The sequence below is a fragment of the Aeromicrobium camelliae genome (assembly GCF_003850045.1).
Taxonomy (GTDB): domain Bacteria; phylum Actinomycetota; class Actinomycetes; order Propionibacteriales; family Nocardioidaceae; genus Aeromicrobium; species Aeromicrobium camelliae.
The window spans coordinates 21,876-36,681 of the sequence record NZ_RQJX01000011.1 but is presented as its reverse complement, the minus strand read 5'-3'; the positions used below and the strand labels follow the sequence as shown (position 1 = coordinate 36,681).

Sequence of the window (14,806 nt, the reverse complement as noted above, 5' to 3'; positions counted from 1 at the left end):
CACGGTTCGGATGTTCATCCGACTCCTGGGGAAAATCGCCCTCGCTCCACCCTCGGGCCGCTACCATGTACACGACCCCGACCCCCTTGTCTTGAGGCCATTGATGAGTTCTGCTGGTACGCACCGATCGACGAGTCCGTCGTCGACCCGCGTCCCCGGTGGATCCCGCCGTCGCAAGCGTCGCCGCGCCCCAGTGGTGTCGCCGCTTCTGGCCGGCGTCTTGAGCCTCGCAGTGGCGGGAGGCGGCGTCGCTCTCACCGGCGACGCGCGTCAGGCCGGACCTCAGGACACGGCGCTCGTCACCGATGAGTTCACCGCTGCTTCCCCTGACGCGCGCCGGACGCTCGACCCGGCCCTCGACGGATCGGAGTCGGTCAGTCTCGAGCCGGCGGCTCCGGAGCCCCCCACGTCCTCCACGCAGGCGCCCGAGCAGCGATCCGCCGACGCGTCTGCCGCCGATCCGGCGGAGGCACCGCCGGACACGCCCGTGGAAGCGCCGCACGAATCTCCCGCGGGTTCGGTCGCAGCGCCCGATCCCACGCCCCTGACCAGCGACACGAGTCCGCTCGCGGCCCAATTGCAGGCGCAGTCGCAGGCCGAGGAACCGGCTGCACCGGGCCTGGCCAGCCTGGCGTCGGCCGTGTTGCCGCCGATGCTTCCCGACGTCGCAGCTCAGCAGGAGGCGTTCGCCGCCGAACAGGCGCGGATCGCCGCACTCGTGGAGCAGCGCGTCGCCGAGCTCAAGGCGGAGGAGGAGGCGCGCGCTGCCGAGGAGGCGCGTCGCGCGAACGAGTGGGTCATGCCCCTGTCGAAGTACCGGCTGTCGGCGCGTTTCGGCCAGGCGGGCAGTCTCTGGTCGAGCGGCCGGCACACCGGCATCGATCTCTCCGCGCCCACTGGGACTCCGCTGGTCGCCATGCAGGACGCGGTCGTGGTGTCCACGAGTTACGCCGGGGCCTACGGCAACCGCACGGTCCTGCGGCTCGCCGATGGCACCGAGCTCTGGTACGCACACCAGTCACGCATCGATGTCGAGGCCGGACAGATGGTGCGCAAGGGGGATCGGATCGGCGCCGTCGGTGCTACCGGCAACGTCACCGGACCGCACTTGCATCTCGAGGTGCGTCCGGGGAAGAACGCCGACCCGGTCGATCCGCTGCCGATCATGGCCGAGCACGGGCTCAAGCCCTGAGCCTCACACCGGCAGGATGCGTCCCACAAAACTGCTGAGCTGCTCGACGTTGCAGCACTCGTACATCGGCACGATCTCGGCGTAGGCGAGCGCCTCGGAGTCACCGAGGCCCCAGCGTGAGCCGTGCTCGGGGTTCAGCCAGTAGGTGCGCCGAGAACGCTCCGCGATCCGCCGCAGCGCCTCGAAGCGCGGGTGCTGGTTGTTGTTGCGCGCGTCGCCGAGCACGATGACCGCCGTCCGTGGTCCGACCGCGTCGAGGTGGTCCTCCACGAAGTCGCCGAACGCCTCGCCATAGTCGCTGCTCGTGTGCCATTTCGTGATGCGGGCATCTGACTGAATCCGGCTGATGAGGTCGCCGTCGGCGTCCTTGACCAACGAGCTGACCTCATCCATCGCGTTGACGAACGCGAACACCCGGATCTTGCTGAACTGGTCGCTCAGCGCCTTCACCAGCAGCATCGTGAACTGCGAGAAGCCGGCGACCGACCCGGACACGTCGCACAGCAGCACGAGTTCGGGGCGCGACGGACGCGGCGCCGCATACACCGGTTTGACCGGGACGCCGCCCGTGCTCATGGCGCTGCGCAACGTCCGCCGGATGTCGATCTGGCCGCGGCGACGACGTCGCCGGCGGGCGGCGAGCCGGGTCGCGAGCTTGCGGGCGAGGGGTTGCACCGTCCGCCGGAGCTCCGACAGTTGGTGGGCGTTGGCGCTGAGGAAGTCGACGCGGTCCGTGCTCTGGGTGACGACGTGCCGTGCGACGATCTGACGGCCGCGAACCTCCGCAGTGCGCCGTCGCGCCTCGGCAGCGACGAGATCCCGGAACCGGGCGACGCTCCGTCGGATCTCCTCACGTTCGAGCCGGTCGGTGAACTGGCCGGAGTGACCCTGTCCGCCTCCGGATCCGCCACCGCGCATCGCGAGTGCCTGGGCGACGACGGTCTGCGGCCGCAGTCGTTCGAGCGTCTGGTACGCCGACCAGCCGTGTGTACCCGTACCCGGCTGACCGACCGGTCCGAGGGCGTCGACGGCCACCTCAGCGACCTGCGCCAGCGCTCGGCCGTCGTTGTCGGCGAGCGCCATGGCCAGGAGTGCGCGCAGCTGTTCGGTGTCCAGGTCACCGTCGGCTGCCTCCGCCGAGGTCGGGGTGCCGATACCGGCGGGGAAGAAGACGTCGAAGGTCATATCGAACACGTCGCGCTGTCCGTCCCGGCGCACGAGTGCCGCCGCGAGGCCTTCGCGCAGGACGTCGCGATCGTCGAACCCCAGCACCTGCACCGCAGCGGCGGCGTCGATGGTCTCGCTCGGGCCGGCGTTGATCCCCTTGAGGCGTAGCGCCTCGACGAACTCGACCAGCCGTTCGGCGACCTGCGTGGTCATACCAACTCGCTGAGATTCAGTGTCGCGCGTGCCTTGTCGATGTCGTCCTGATGCTTGAGGACCACGCCGAGGCTCTCCTCGACGACCTCGTCGGTGAGCACCGACGCGCCGAGCGCCACCAGCGTGCGCGCCCAGTCCAGCGTCTCGGCGACGGAGGGCGCCTTGCGCAGACCGGCCGATCGCAGTGCGCTGACCACCCGCACGACCGAATCGCCGAGTGCTGAGTCGAGATCCGGGACCTTCAGCGCGACGATGTCGCGCTCGAGCTCGGGTGAGGGGAAGTCGATGTGCAGGAACAGACACCGCCGCCGCAGCGCCTCGCTCAGCTCGCGCGTGGCGTTCGACGTCAGCACCACGAACGGCCGCTGCGTCGCGGTGATGGTGCCGAGTTCGGGGACCGTCACCTGGAAGTCCCCGAGGACCTCCAGCAGTAGCCCCTCGATCTCCACGTCCGCCTTGTCGGTCTCGTCGATCAGCAGCACGGTGGGACCCTCGTTGCGGATCGCGGTCAGGAGGGGGCGGGGAAGGAGGAACTCCTCGCTGAAGACATCGGACCTGGCCTCGTCCCAGGTCTCCTCGCCGCGGGCGGCGCTGATGCGCAGCAGCTGCTTGGCGTGATTCCACTCGTACAGCGCCCGCGCCTCGTCGACGCCCTCGTAGCACTGCAGGCGCACGAGCTCCGCGCCACACGCGGCCGCGACGGCCCGGGAGAGTTCCGTCTTGCCGACGCCGGCAGGTCCCTCGACGAGCAGCGGCTTGCCGAGCTCACTGGCGAGGAAGACCGTCGTCGCGACGGCGTCGGAGGCGAGGTAGCCGACATCGGCCAGCTTCGACTTCACGTCGGCCACCGATTCGAAGTGCATCGTGCGCGTCATGGCGTCAATCTAGACCCATGGTGTACGTCGAGGCGACGATGCACACGACGTACCCGGCTGCCGAGGCCTTTGACCGGGTGACGACGTGGGAGCGTCATCGTGTCCCTTTCACGCAGATCCGGCGTCGTCCGGAGGGCTTCGTGGCCCGCACAGGCGTCGGCCCGCTCGCCTTCGACGACCCCATGCGCATCATCCGCTCCGACCCGCCGCGGTGCGTGCAGATCGTCAAGGAGGGGCAGGTGGTCAGCGGCTGGGCCATCATCGAGGTCGAGCCCGACGGCGACGGAAGCGTCGTGACGTGGCAGGAGGAGATGTCGTTCGTCGGTATCCCCGACGCCGTCGTCGCGCCGGCCGCCCGCTGGATGGTCCGCAGGACGCTCGCGCAGTTGTTGGAGTGACCTGCCCGGCCCGTACGATCGGGGCATGGGGTACCTGCCTGAGGCCGAGACACTGCAGATCTGCCGCGATCTGATCCGTATCGACACGTCCAACTTCGGCGACGATTCCGGGCCGGGGGAGCGTGCCGCCGCCGAGTATGTGGCGGCGGCCCTCGCCGAGGTAGGGATCGACTCCCAGATCTACGAGTCGGAACCGGGCCGCGCATCCGTGCTCGCCCGGTGGGGCAACCAGGACTCCCCGCGGCCCGGCCTCGTGATCCACGGGCATCTGGACGTCGTCCCGGCGCAGGCGGCCGACTGGTCGGTCGATCCGTTCGCCGCCGAGGTGGTCGACGGCTACCTCTACGGTCGCGGCGCGGTCGACATGAAGGACTTCGACGCGATGCTCCTCTCGGTCGTCCGCGCGCGGCAGGCCGCGGGTCAGATCCCGGACCGGCCGATCCTGCTGGTCTTCACGGCCGACGAGGAGGCGGGCGGCGTCAAGGGTGCGCAGTGGCTCGTCGAACACCATCCGGAGTGGTTCGAGGGGTACACCGAGGCCATCGGCGAGGTCGGGGGTTTCTCGACCGAGATCGGCGGCCAGCGCCTCTACCTCATCGAATCGGGCGAGAAGGGCATCGCCTGGATGCGCCTGAGCGCCCACGGCACGGCGGGCCACGGGTCGATGCGCAACGACGACAACCCGGTGGTCAATCTCGCCCGTGGCCTCACCGCCTTGGGCGAGCACGTGTGGCCTGAGGAACCGGGTCCGTCGATGCAGGCCTTGCTGGCCAAGGTCAGGGAACTGACCGGCGCCGATGGCAGCCCCTCGGAGTTGATCGAACACTTCGGGCCGGCCGTGCGGATGATCGGTTCAGGACTGCGCAACAGCACCAACGCGACGATGCTGCAGGCTGGCTACAAGCACAACGTGGTGCCGGGGGAGGCTGTCGCCTACGTCGACGGCCGCTACCTTCCCGGGCACGCCGAGACGTTCCTCCCGGTGGTTCAGGAGATCGTCGGTGACAAGATCCGGGTCGAACCGCACATCGTCGATCGCGCCCTGGAGTACCCCTTCGAGGGCGACCTCGTCGACGCCATGACGGTCTCGTTGCATCGGCACGACCCGGAGGCGCACATCGCCCCGTTCCTCATGTCCGGCGGCACCGACGCCAAGTCCTGGGACAAGCTCGGCATCACCTCGTACGGCTTCACGCCGCTGCGGCTGCCGGGCGACCTGGACTTCACGGCGCTCTTCCACGGCGTCGACGAGCGCGTCCCCGTCGACGCTCTCGAGTTCGGCTCGCGGGTGTTCGACACCTTCCTCGACCTCGCCTGAGGCGCGCACGGGGGAGGTGAGTGGGACCGCGCCCCGACCCGCTGAGCGGTGCCGGGGCGTCGTCAGTAGGTGGCGCGCATGCGGATGATCTTGCGGCGCAGACGGACGGTGCCCTGGCCGCTGCGGTCCTTGCGAAGCCGGTCCAGCTCCCAGCCCTGGAACTCCGCCGCGTCGGTCAGAAGCCGACAGACGGCTTGGCGCGACTGCGAACGAGAGATGGGCAGGTCCCAGAACTCGTATTCGACCATGGGGCTCCTCACGAGACGTCCGACAGCGCGTCGGCGATTTGTGCGGGAAGGGTCAGGTGTTCGGACGCGAGGCTCTCCTGAAGCTGCGCGACCGTGCGCGCGCCCACGATGACGGCGCCCACGGCTGGACGGTCGCGGACCCACGCCAGGGCAGTGTGGGTCAGCGGTACGCCGAGTCCGTCCGAGGCCTTGGCGACGGCCTCGACGATCCGGGACTTCTCGGGAGTCAGATAGGTATGCACGAACGCCTCCCAGTGTGCGTCGGCGCCGCGCGAATCTCCAGGGATGCCAGCCCGGTACTTGCCCGTGAGGACACCGCGACCCAACGGCGACCACGCAAGGACGCTCATGCCCAGGTAGTCCGCGGCAGCGATCGCGTCGTTCTCCGGCTCACGATGGAGCAGCGAATACTCGATCTGCGTGCTCACCAGGGGAACGCCGGTGCCGCGTGCGTCGAAGCGAGCATGGGCGAGCGAGGCCTGCCACCCCGTGAAATTGCTGATGCCCGCATACCGCACTCGACCGGACCGGACCGCCTCGTCGAGCGTCGCGACCGCCTCGTCGAGCGGGGTCCGGGTGTCGAAGCGATGGATCTGCCAGAGGTCGAGGTGATCGGTGCCGAGGTCACGGAGCGACCGATCGAGTTGCGCCAGCAGCGTGCGCCGCGACGAGTCCCGCACGACCTGGTCGTCACGGTGGACCAGGCCGGCCTTGCCCGCCAGGACCAGCCGATCACGGACGCCGTGCTTGGACAGCAACCTTCCGACGAGTTCCTCGGTGCGTCCCTCGCCGTAGATGGGCGCGGTGTCCAGGAGCGTGCCGCCCGCGTCGAGGAACGTGGTGAGTTGGTCCTCGGCGCCGTACTCGTCGACGACGGTGCCCCACGTCATCGTCCCCAAGCCCAGGCGCGAGACCTCCAGGCCAGAACCGCCAAGGCGACGCGACAACATGGCAGCAGGGTAGCCAGTCGCGCCTCAGCGCGCGTGTAGGCTCGCACGGTGGATCTGCTGCGTTCTGTCGTCCTGGGTCTCTTGCAGGGCCTGACCGAGTTCCTTCCGATCTCCAGCAGCGCGCACCTGGCGATCTTCCCCCAGCTGTTCGGTTGGGGGGATCCGGGTGCCGCGTACACGGCGGTGGTCCAGATCGGCACCGAGCTGGCGGTCGTCCTCTATTTCTGGCGAGACATCTGGACGATCGGCTCGGGCTGGGTCCGCGGGCTGTTCTCCGCCGACGCGCGGCGCGAGCCTCCGTGGCGCACGGGCTGGTTCATCATCATCGGCTCGCTGCCCATCGTGATCCTCGGACTCCTGCTCGAAGACCTCATCGACCGCGAGTTCCGCAGCTTGTGGGTCATCGCGACGACGCTCATCGTGCTCGGCGTCGTGCTCGGCCTCGCCGAACGGTTCGGCCGGAAGAACCGAGCGATCGACCAGCTCACCCCGCGCCACGCGGTGCTCTTCGGCATGGCCCAGGCGGCGGCGATCGTGCCGGGGGTGTCGCGCTCAGGTGCCACCATCTCGATGGGGCTGTTCCTCGGATACGAGCGGCAGGCCGCCACGCGCTACGCCTTCCTGCTCGCGATTCCAGCGGTCGTCGGCGCGGGTGTCTACAAGCTCAAGGACATCCCCGGCGGCGAGAACGCCTACGGCACCATGCCCACGATCGTCGGCACCGTCGTCGCGTTCGTCGTGGGCCTGGCGGTGATCCACTGGCTGCTGCGGTACGTCAGCACCCGCTCGTACGCGCCGTTCGTCGCCTACCGCATCGTGTTGGGCATCGTGGTGATCGTCCTGCTGTCGACCGGCGCCTTGAGCGCGACCGTCGCGGCGTGAGCACGCACGCCTTTCCCCCCGCACAGCGCGCGGCGGTCTACCGGGCGATCGCCGAGCGCCGGGACATGCGGCATTTCTGCGGCGGCGAGGTCCCTGCGGACGTGCTCCAGCGTGTCCTGGCGGCAGCACACCAGGCGCCGAGCGTCGGGCTGATGCAGCCTTGGCGGTTCGTCCGCATCACCGACGCCGAGCTCCGGTCGCGCATCCATGACCTGGTGCGCGCCGAGACGGAGCGGACGGCGGAGGCGCTGGGGGAGCGCGGCGCGGAGTTCGCTCGACTGAAGGTCGAGGGGGTGACCGACTGCGCCGAACTGCTCGTGGTGGCCCTGACCGAGGATCGAGAGCGACACGTCTTCGGTCGCCGCACGATGCCGCACATGGATCTGGCCTCGGCGTCGTGTGCGATCCAGAACCTCTGGCTGGCCGCGCGCGCGGAGGGCCTCGGCATGGGCTGGGTCTCGTTGTTCGAGCCCGACGACCTCGCCGCCTTGCTGGGCTTTCCCGACGGCGCCGAGCCGATCGCCGTGCTGTGCCTCGGCCCGGTCGAGGAGTTCTATCCGCGGCCGATGCTCGAGGACGCCGGCTGGACCACCGCCCGGCCGCTCTCTGAGCTCATCGCGGAGAACCGCTGGCCTACAACCAGCCCGACCGCTTGAACCGGTAGTAGATGTAGGCGCACAACCCGCCCATCACGGCGAGCACGAGCGGGTAACCGAAGTGCCAGTCGAGTTCGGGCATGTAGCGGAAGTTCATCCCGTAGATCCCGGCGATGGCGGTGGGGACTGCGAAGATCGTGGCGCCGGCGGTGAGCTTGCGCATGTCCTCGTTCTGCCGCACGCTCAGCTGAGCCAGGTGAGCCGCCAGGGCGTTGTCCAGCAGGCTGTCGATGGTCTCGATCGTCTCCATCGCGCGGGACAGATGGTCGGCGACGTCGCGGATGTACGGGCGCGCCGGCTCCGGCAGCACGGCCTCCGACAAGCGCGTGATCGGGTCCTTCAGTGGCGCGACGGCTCTGCGGAACTCGAGCGTCTCGCGTTTGAGCCGGTAGATCCGCGGGGAGTCCTTGGTCCGGGCCTCAGAGAAGACCGACTCCTCGACTTCCACGACATCGTTCTCGAGCTCGGCGGCCACCTGGTCGTAGCCGTCGACCAGGAGGTCGAGCACCGCGTGCAGCGCGGCGATCGGGCCGTGCGCTAGACGCTCAGGGTCAGCCTCCAGCTGGGCACGAGCGTGAGCGATCGACCCTTCTCCGCGGCGCACTGTCACCACGAACCGGGCGCCGAGGCACACGTTGACCTCGGACGTGGTGACGTCGTCGTCGGCGTAATGGACGGCGCGCAGGGAAACGAGGACGTAGTCGCGGTAGCGCTCTACCTTCGGACGCTGGTGCGGCTCGAGCATGTCCTCGACCGCCAACGGATGGAGTCGCAACGCCGCGCCGATCGTCTCGAGTTCGGGTGGGTTCGGATCACTGATACCGATCCAGATGAACTCCTTATCGGTGAGCGCCGCGACCGTGCGCGACAGATCCGCGCTCGATGCGTCCTTCGGCACCGTCGTGAGGCGTGCGCCGTCCCGGTAGACCGCGCAGTCGATGATCATCCGGCTATGGTGCCCGATAGGCTCGGCGCATGCAGAGTTGGCCGCGTCCTGAGGTTCCGTCGCTCGCACCACGAGGTTATGGGCACGGGCCCGCAGCACGGGTGCACGACACCGCGACGGGGACGCTCCAGACGATCGACCCGCCGCGCGAGGCGCGCCTTTACGTCTGCGGCATCACGCCCTACGACGCGACTCATCTCGGCCACGCGAACACCTACCTCGCCTTCGACCTGCTGCAGCGGGTGTGGCGCGATCGCGGCCTCGACGTGCATTACACCCAGAACGTCACCGACGTCGACGACCCGCTGCTCGACCGCGCGACCGCGACGGGCGTCGACTGGCGGGAGCTCGCCGAGCGCGAGACCCAGTTGTTCCGCGACGACATGACCGCGCTTCGCGTTCTGGCGCCCGACGACTACACGGGAGCGGTGGAGTCCATCCCGTTGGTGATCGAGCGCATCCAGGAGCTGCAGAAGGCCGGAGCGGTGTACGAGGTCGACGACGACCTGTACTTCGACGTCCACGCCGATCCCGCTTTCGGCCAGGTCGGCAACTACGACGACGCGACGATGCGCACGCTGTTCGCCGAACGCGGCGGCGACCCCGATCGGCCGGGCAAGCGTGATCCGCTCGACTGTCTGGTGTGGCAGGCGGCGAGGCCCGGCGAACCGTTCTGGGAGTCCGAGCTCGGCCCCGGCCGGCCCGGTTGGCACATCGAGTGCGCCGCGATCGCGCTGCACCACCTCGGCGTGACATTCGACGTGCAGGGCGGCGGATCCGATCTCGTCTTCCCGCACCACGAGATGAGCGCCGCGGAGGCGGCCGTCGCCACCGGCCACCCGTTCGCGCGGTTCTACGTCCACGGGGGAATGGTGGGCTACGAGGGCGAGAAGATGTCGAAGTCCAAGGGAAATCTCGTTCTCGTATCGCGCCTGCGCGCCGAGGGCCGCGATCCCATGGCGATCCGGCTGGCGCTCCTGTCCCACCGCTACCGCGAGGATTGGGAGTGGTTCGGCCACGAGATCGATGAGGCCGAGCAGCGGCTCGCCCGCTGGCGCGCGGCCGTCGCGCGGGACGCCGCGCCGGGCGCAGCACCGGTCATCGCCTCGATGCGTGAGGCGCTCGCCGACGACCTCGACGCGCCACGTGCGCTCACAGCGGTCGACACGTGGGCGCAGAGCGAGGGCGAGGACCCCGACGCCGCCGACGACGTCGCCGTCGCGGTCGACGCGCTGCTGGGCGTCAGCCTGCGCTGACGCTGGTCACTGGCCGAGGTCGCGTCGGCGCAGATAGCGCTCGAACTCGCGAGCGATGGACTCGCCGGACGCCTCCGGCGCTCCCGCCGAATCGCGCTCCTGCTCGAGCGCCTGCACGTATTCGGCGAGTTCCTCGTCCTGAGAGGTGACGTCGTCGGCGCCCCGCTGCCAGGCCGCGGCGAGCTCGCTGAGCGAGCCTTCGGGCAGGGGTTGCCCGACCGCATCCTCGAGCGCCCCGAGGAGCGCGAACGTCGCCTTCGGGCAGGGTGGGTCGGCCAGGTAGTGCGGCACCGCGGCCCACAGCGAGGCGGACGCGATGCCCGCCGCCTGCGCGGTGTCCGCGAGAACGGTCGTGATGCCGATGGGCCCGTTGTAGCGCGAGGCCTGCAGCGACAGCCGTCGGCCCATGGCGGGGTCGTCCGTACTTCCGGTGACCGGCACCGGACGCGAGTGCGGCGCGTCGGCGAGAAGTGCGCCCAGGCACACGAGCTCGCTCACACCGGCCCTGACCGCAAGGTCGACGATGTGACGACTGAACGTGCGCCAGCGGTAGTTCGGTTCGATCGCCCGCAGGAGCAGCACGTCGCGATTCCCGTGCGGCGGCCGGGCCAGGTAGATCGTGGGGGTCGGCCAGAAGATGCGCCGCTCCTCGTCCTCGCCGCGCACGACCGGTCGAGTCTCCTGGAAGTCGTAGAAATCCTCTGCGTCGAACTCGGCGAACTCCTGGGCGTCCCACTCCTCGATGAGGTGGTCGATGGTGCCGGTGGCGGCGTCGGCAGCGTCGTTCCACCCTTCGAAGGCAGCCACGAGCCACGGACGACGCAGCGAGGCGATGAGCTCCTCGGAGGGCCAGATCTCGGTCACGCAGTCAGCCTAGTCCTCGTCGGGCTGGTACCCGAGGTTCGGAGCCAGCCACCGCTCCGCCTCTGCCACGGTCCACCCCTTGCGGGCCGCGTAGTCCTCCACCTGGTCACGACCCACGCGACCGAGGACGAAGTACTGCGACTGCGGATGCGAGAAGTACCAGCCGCTGACCGACGCGCCCGGCCACATGGCCATGCTGTCGGTCAACTCGATGCCAGTGGCGGTCTCGACGTCGAGCAGATGCCAGATCGTCTGCTTCTCGGTGTGCTCTGGGCACGCGGGGTAGCCCGGGGCAGGCCGGATGCCGTCGTACTGCTCCTTGATCAGCTCGGTGTTGGTGAGCTTCTCGTCGGGGGCGTACCCCCAGAACTCCGTGCGGACGCGTTCGTGCAGGCGCTCGGCGAAGGCCTCCGCGAGGCGGTCGGCGAGGGACTCGACGAGGATGGCGCTGTAGTCGTCGAGCGCCTCTTTGAACTCCTTGACCTTCTCGACGCTGCCGAGTCCCGCCGTCACGGCGAAGGCCCCCACATAGTCCTCGAGCCCGGTCTCGCGCGGCGCGACGAAGTCGGCGAGCGAACGGTGAGGGACGCCCGCACGATGCTCGGTCTGCTGTCGCAGGTGGTGCAGCGTCGCGCGGACCTCCTGACGCGAGGTGTCGGTGTAGACCTCCGTCGAATCACCGACGCCGTTGGCCGGGAACAGTCCGTAGACGCCCTTGGCGGTCAGCCATCGTTCCTCGATGAGCCGGTCCAGCATGCGCTGCGCGTCGTCCCAGAGCTTTCGGGCCGCTTCACCGCTCGCCGGGTTGTTGAGGATGTCGGGGAACGAGCCCTTCATCTCCCAGGCGTTGAAGAACGGTTGCCAGTCGATGTACTCGCGCAGCTCGTCGAGCGGGTAGTCCTCGAGCACGTGGACGCCGAGTTGCGCCGGTACGGGAGGGGTGTAATCGCTCCAGTCGATCGGGCTGGCGTCCTGACGAGCCTGCTCGAGCGGGAGGATGCGGCGGGTGTCCTGGCGGGCGGCGTGACGTTCACGCAGCGAGGCGTAGTCGGCCTCGACCTCTGCGAGCAGGGTCGGCCGCCGCTCGTCCGAGAGCAGCGCGGCCACGACGGGAACCGACCGTGAGGCGTCCTTGACCCACACGACCGGACCGTCGTACTTCTGCGCGACCTTGACCGCCGTGTGGGCGCGCGACGTGGTCGCGCCGCCGATGAGCAGCGGGATGTCGAAGCCCTGGCGCTGCATCTCCGCGGCGAACCCCTCCATCTCGTCCAAGGAGGGGGTGATGAGCCCTGACAGGCCGATGATGTCGGCGTCGTGTTCGCGCGCCGCGTCGAGGATCTTCTGCGCGGGGACCATGACGCCGAGGTCGATGACCTCGTAGTTGTTGCACTGCAGCACGACACCGACGATGTTCTTGCCGATGTCGTGGACGTCGCCCTTGACCGTCGCCATGACGACGGTGCCGTTGGTGCGTCCGGCGTCCTCGGCGCTCTGCTCCTTCTCGATGAAGGGGATGAGGTAGGCCACGGCCTTCTTCATGACGCGGGCCGACTTGACCACCTGGGGCAGGAACATCTTGCCGGCGCCGAAGAGGTCGCCGACGACGTTCATGCCGTCCATGAGCGGCCCTTCGATGACCTCGATGGGCTTGCCGCCGCGCGCCTTGATCTCCAGACGCAGTTCCTCCGTGTCGGACTCGACGTGGGCGTCGATGCCCTTCACGAGGGCGTGCGTGATCCGCTCGGAGACGGGGAGCTCGCGCCAGGCCTCGGTCTGGGCCTCCGCCTTCTCGCCGCTGCCCGCGTAGTCGGCGGCGATCTCGAGCAACCGCTCCGTGGCGTCGGGGCGCCGATTGAGGATGACGTCCTCGATCCGATCGCGCAGCTCGGTGTCCACGGTGTCGTAGGGGACGAGAGCACCGGCGTTGACGATGCCCATGCTCAAACCCGCCTCGATGGCGTGGAAGAGGAACACCGCGTGGATGGCCTCGCGCACCGGGTTATTGCCGCGGAACGAGAACGAGACGTTGGAGATACCACCGGAGACCTGAGCGTGCGGCAGATGGGCGCGGATCCAGCGGGTCGCCTCGATGAAGTCCACACCGTAGTTGGCGTGCTCCTCGATGCCGGTGGCCACGGCGAACACGTTGGGGTCGAAGATGATGTCCTCGGCCGGGAAACCGACCTCGTCCACGAGGACCCGGTACGCGCGCTCACAGATCTGCTTGCGGCGTTCGAGGTTGTCGGCCTGACCGTCCTCGTCGAAGGCCATCACGACGACGGCGGCACCGAACTTCCGGCACAGCCGAGCCTCGCGGATGAACTTCTCCTCGCCCTCCTTGAGGGAGATCGAGTTGACGATCGGCTTGCCTTGGATCGTCTTGAGGCCGGCCTCGATGACGTGCCACTTCGAGGAGTCGACCATCACCGGCACGCGGCTGATGTCAGGCTCGGACGCGACGAGCTTGCCGAAGCGGTCCATCGCCGCGACGCCGTCGATCATCCCTTCGTCCATGTTGATGTCGATGACCTGGGCACCGTTCTCGACCTGCTGGCGCGCGACCTCGAGGGCGGTGCCGTAATCGCCGTCCTTGATGAGCCGGCGGAAGCGGGCCGATCCGGTGATGTTGGTGCGCTCGCCGACGTTGACGAAGAGCGAATCCTCGTCCACGACGAACGGCTCGAGCCCGGCCAGGCGCAGAGCGGGGCGTCGCTCCGACGGCACCCGCGGCGTGAGCCCGTCCACGGCACCGGCGATGTGGGCGATGTGGTCGGGTGTCGTGCCGCAGCAGCCGCCGACGACGTTGACGAAGCCGCTGTCGGCGAATTCGCGGACCACCGCGGCGGTCTGCGCGGGCAGCTCGTCGTACTCGCCGAAGGCGTTCGGCAGGCCCGCGTTGGGGTAGCACGACACGTAGCAGTCGGCGACGCGCGACAGCTCCGCGATGTACGGGCGCATCTCCGCCGCGCCGAGCGCGCAGTTCAGGCCGACGAGCAGCGGTTGAGCGTGCCGGATGGAGTTCCAGAAGGCCTCGGGCGTCTGACCCGAGAGCGTACGGCCGGAGGCGTCGGTGATCGTGCCGGAGATGACGACGGGCCAGCGGCGTCCTTGCTCCTCGAAGAGCGTCTCCAGTGCGAAGATCGCGGCTTTCGCGTTGAGCGTGTCGAAGATCGTCTCGACGAAGAGCAGATCTGCGCCGCCGTCGACGAGGCCGCGCGCGGCCGTGCTGTAGGCCTCGACGAGCTCGTCGAAGCTGACGTTGCGCGCCCCGGGGTCGTTGACGTCGGGCGAGATCGAGGCCGTGCGCGTCGTGGGGCCGAGGGCGCCGGCCACGAACCGGGGACGATCCGGCGTGCGCTCGGTCATCGCGTCGGCCTCACGCCGGGCGAGGCGCGCCGACTCGTAGTTGAGCTCGTAGGCGAGGTCGACCATGTCGTAATCGCGCAGCGAGATCGCGTTGGCGCTGAACGTGTTGGTCTCGATGAGGTCGGCGCCGGCCTCGAGGTACTCACGGTGGATGCCTGCGATGATCTCGGGCTGGGTGAGCGTCAGCAGGTCGTTGTTGCCGCCGACGTCACACGACCACTCCGCGAAGCGCTCACCGCGGTAACCCTCCTCGTCCGGCCGATCCCGCTGGATGGCGGTACCCATCGCGCCGTCGAGCACGAGGATGCGCTCGGCCATGAGGGCACGGAGCGCCTCGGTGGCGTCGGGACGATGATGGATAAAGACCGGGGAAGTCACGGGCACGTTGAGCACACCTCGACATGTAGTTGCTGGAGTTTCCAGCCTACGGCGGGCTCGCCTCGGCTACCGCGAACGATCGAACGCTGGGACG

At 69.0% G+C, this 14,806-nt stretch carries 13 protein-coding genes; 6 read left to right on the top strand and 7 right to left on the bottom strand.

Features of this window, described 5'->3' with window-relative positions:
* Window positions 1–196: 196 nt before the first annotated feature.
* On the top strand, window positions 197–1,192 hold the full coding sequence (locus EHW97_RS09180; protein WP_166367462.1) for a M23 family metallopeptidase: 996 nt from the start codon (window positions 197–199) through the stop codon (window positions 1,190–1,192).
* A 3-nt stretch (window positions 1,193–1,195) separates the two neighbouring features.
* Here EHW97_RS09180 and EHW97_RS09175 read toward each other — a convergent pair whose 3' ends face one another.
* Window positions 1,196–2,572: a VWA domain-containing protein gene (locus EHW97_RS09175; protein ID WP_124236870.1), complete on the bottom strand. Its 1,377-nt coding sequence runs from the start codon at window positions 2,570–2,572 to the stop codon at window positions 1,196–1,198.
* Window positions 2,569–3,447: an AAA family ATPase gene (locus EHW97_RS09170; RefSeq protein WP_166367461.1), complete on the bottom strand. Its 879-nt coding sequence runs from the start codon at window positions 3,445–3,447 to the stop codon at window positions 2,569–2,571. The genes EHW97_RS09175 and EHW97_RS09170 overlap by 4 nt, the downstream gene beginning before the upstream one ends.
* A gap of 17 nt (window positions 3,448–3,464) precedes the next feature.
* Here EHW97_RS09170 and EHW97_RS09165 point away from each other — a divergent pair, with 17 nt between their 5' ends.
* Complete coding sequence (locus EHW97_RS09165; RefSeq protein ID WP_124236869.1) at window positions 3,465–3,845, top strand: SRPBCC family protein; 381 nt, start codon at window positions 3,465–3,467, stop codon at window positions 3,843–3,845.
* A gap of 25 nt (window positions 3,846–3,870) precedes the next feature.
* Complete coding sequence (locus tag EHW97_RS09160; RefSeq protein WP_124236868.1) at window positions 3,871–5,163, top strand: M20/M25/M40 family metallo-hydrolase; 1,293 nt, start codon at window positions 3,871–3,873, stop codon at window positions 5,161–5,163.
* A gap of 62 nt (window positions 5,164–5,225) precedes the next feature.
* Here EHW97_RS09160 and EHW97_RS09155 read toward each other — a convergent pair whose 3' ends face one another.
* Together EHW97_RS09155 and EHW97_RS09150 are read right to left on the bottom strand one after the other, a co-directional pair.
* Complete coding sequence (locus EHW97_RS09155; RefSeq protein ID WP_124236867.1) at window positions 5,226–5,411, bottom strand: DUF5703 family protein; 186 nt, start codon at window positions 5,409–5,411, stop codon at window positions 5,226–5,228.
* Between the two features lie 8 nt (window positions 5,412–5,419).
* Window positions 5,420–6,361, bottom strand: coding sequence for an aldo/keto reductase (locus EHW97_RS09150; protein ID WP_124236866.1), 942 nt, complete (start codon window positions 6,359–6,361; stop codon window positions 5,420–5,422).
* Window positions 6,362–6,409: 48 nt separating this feature from the next.
* Here EHW97_RS09150 and EHW97_RS09145 point away from each other — a divergent pair, with 48 nt between their 5' ends.
* Window positions 6,410–7,243, top strand: a complete 834-nt coding sequence (locus EHW97_RS09145; RefSeq protein ID WP_124236865.1) for an undecaprenyl-diphosphate phosphatase — start codon at window positions 6,410–6,412, stop codon at window positions 7,241–7,243.
* Window positions 7,240–7,899, top strand: a complete 660-nt coding sequence (bluB, locus tag EHW97_RS09140) for a 5,6-dimethylbenzimidazole synthase (protein ID WP_124236864.1) — start codon at window positions 7,240–7,242, stop codon at window positions 7,897–7,899. The genes EHW97_RS09145 and bluB overlap by 4 nt, the downstream gene beginning before the upstream one ends.
* Here the strand turns inward: bluB and corA are convergent.
* On the bottom strand, window positions 7,877–8,845 hold the full coding sequence (gene corA, locus EHW97_RS09135) for a magnesium/cobalt transporter CorA (protein WP_124236863.1): 969 nt from the start codon (window positions 8,843–8,845) through the stop codon (window positions 7,877–7,879). The genes bluB and corA overlap by 23 nt on opposite strands.
* Before the next feature lie 29 nt (window positions 8,846–8,874).
* Between corA and mshC the strand changes: the two genes are divergently transcribed.
* Entirely contained in the window at window positions 8,875–10,101 is a 1,227-nt protein-coding gene (gene mshC / locus EHW97_RS09130) for a cysteine--1-D-myo-inosityl 2-amino-2-deoxy-alpha-D-glucopyranoside ligase (protein ID WP_124236862.1), read from the top strand.
* A 6-nt stretch (window positions 10,102–10,107) separates the two neighbouring features.
* Here the strand turns inward: mshC and EHW97_RS09125 are convergent, their stop codons facing one another.
* Both EHW97_RS09125 and metH read right to left on the bottom strand, forming a co-directional pair.
* On the bottom strand, window positions 10,108–10,965 hold the full coding sequence (locus EHW97_RS09125; RefSeq protein WP_243696369.1) for a PAC2 family protein: 858 nt from the start codon (window positions 10,963–10,965) through the stop codon (window positions 10,108–10,110).
* A 9-nt stretch (window positions 10,966–10,974) separates the two neighbouring features.
* A complete protein-coding gene (gene metH, locus EHW97_RS09120; RefSeq protein WP_124236940.1) occupies window positions 10,975–14,652 on the bottom strand; it encodes a methionine synthase in 3,678 nt (1,225 codons plus the stop codon).
* Between the last annotated feature and the right edge of the window lie 154 nt (window positions 14,653–14,806).

Bases quoted from the DNA above. Each gene is read 5' to 3' on its own strand.
- EHW97_RS09175 (WP_124236870.1), bottom strand. From the start codon at position 2,572: ATGACCACGCAGGTCGCCGAACGGCTGGTCGAGTTCGTCGAGGCGCTA.
- EHW97_RS09170 (WP_166367461.1), bottom strand. From the start codon at position 3,447: ATGACGCGCACGATGCACTTCGAATCGGTGGCCGACGTGAAGTCGAAG.
- EHW97_RS09165 (WP_124236869.1), top strand. From the start codon at position 3,465: ATGGTGTACGTCGAGGCGACGATGCACACGACGTACCCGGCTGCCGAG.
- EHW97_RS09160 (WP_124236868.1), top strand. From the start codon at position 3,871: ATGGGGTACCTGCCTGAGGCCGAGACACTGCAGATCTGCCGCGATCTG.
- EHW97_RS09155 (WP_124236867.1), bottom strand. From the start codon at position 5,411: ATGGTCGAATACGAGTTCTGGGACCTGCCCATCTCTCGTTCGCAGTCG.
- EHW97_RS09150 (WP_124236866.1), bottom strand. From the start codon at position 6,361: ATGTTGTCGCGTCGCCTTGGCGGTTCTGGCCTGGAGGTCTCGCGCCTG.
- corA (WP_124236863.1), bottom strand. From the start codon at position 8,845: ATGATCATCGACTGCGCGGTCTACCGGGACGGCGCACGCCTCACGACG.
- mshC (WP_124236862.1), top strand. From the start codon at position 8,875: ATGCAGAGTTGGCCGCGTCCTGAGGTTCCGTCGCTCGCACCACGAGGT.
- metH (WP_124236940.1), bottom strand. From the start codon at position 14,652: ATGGCCGAGCGCATCCTCGTGCTCGACGGCGCGATGGGTACCGCCATC.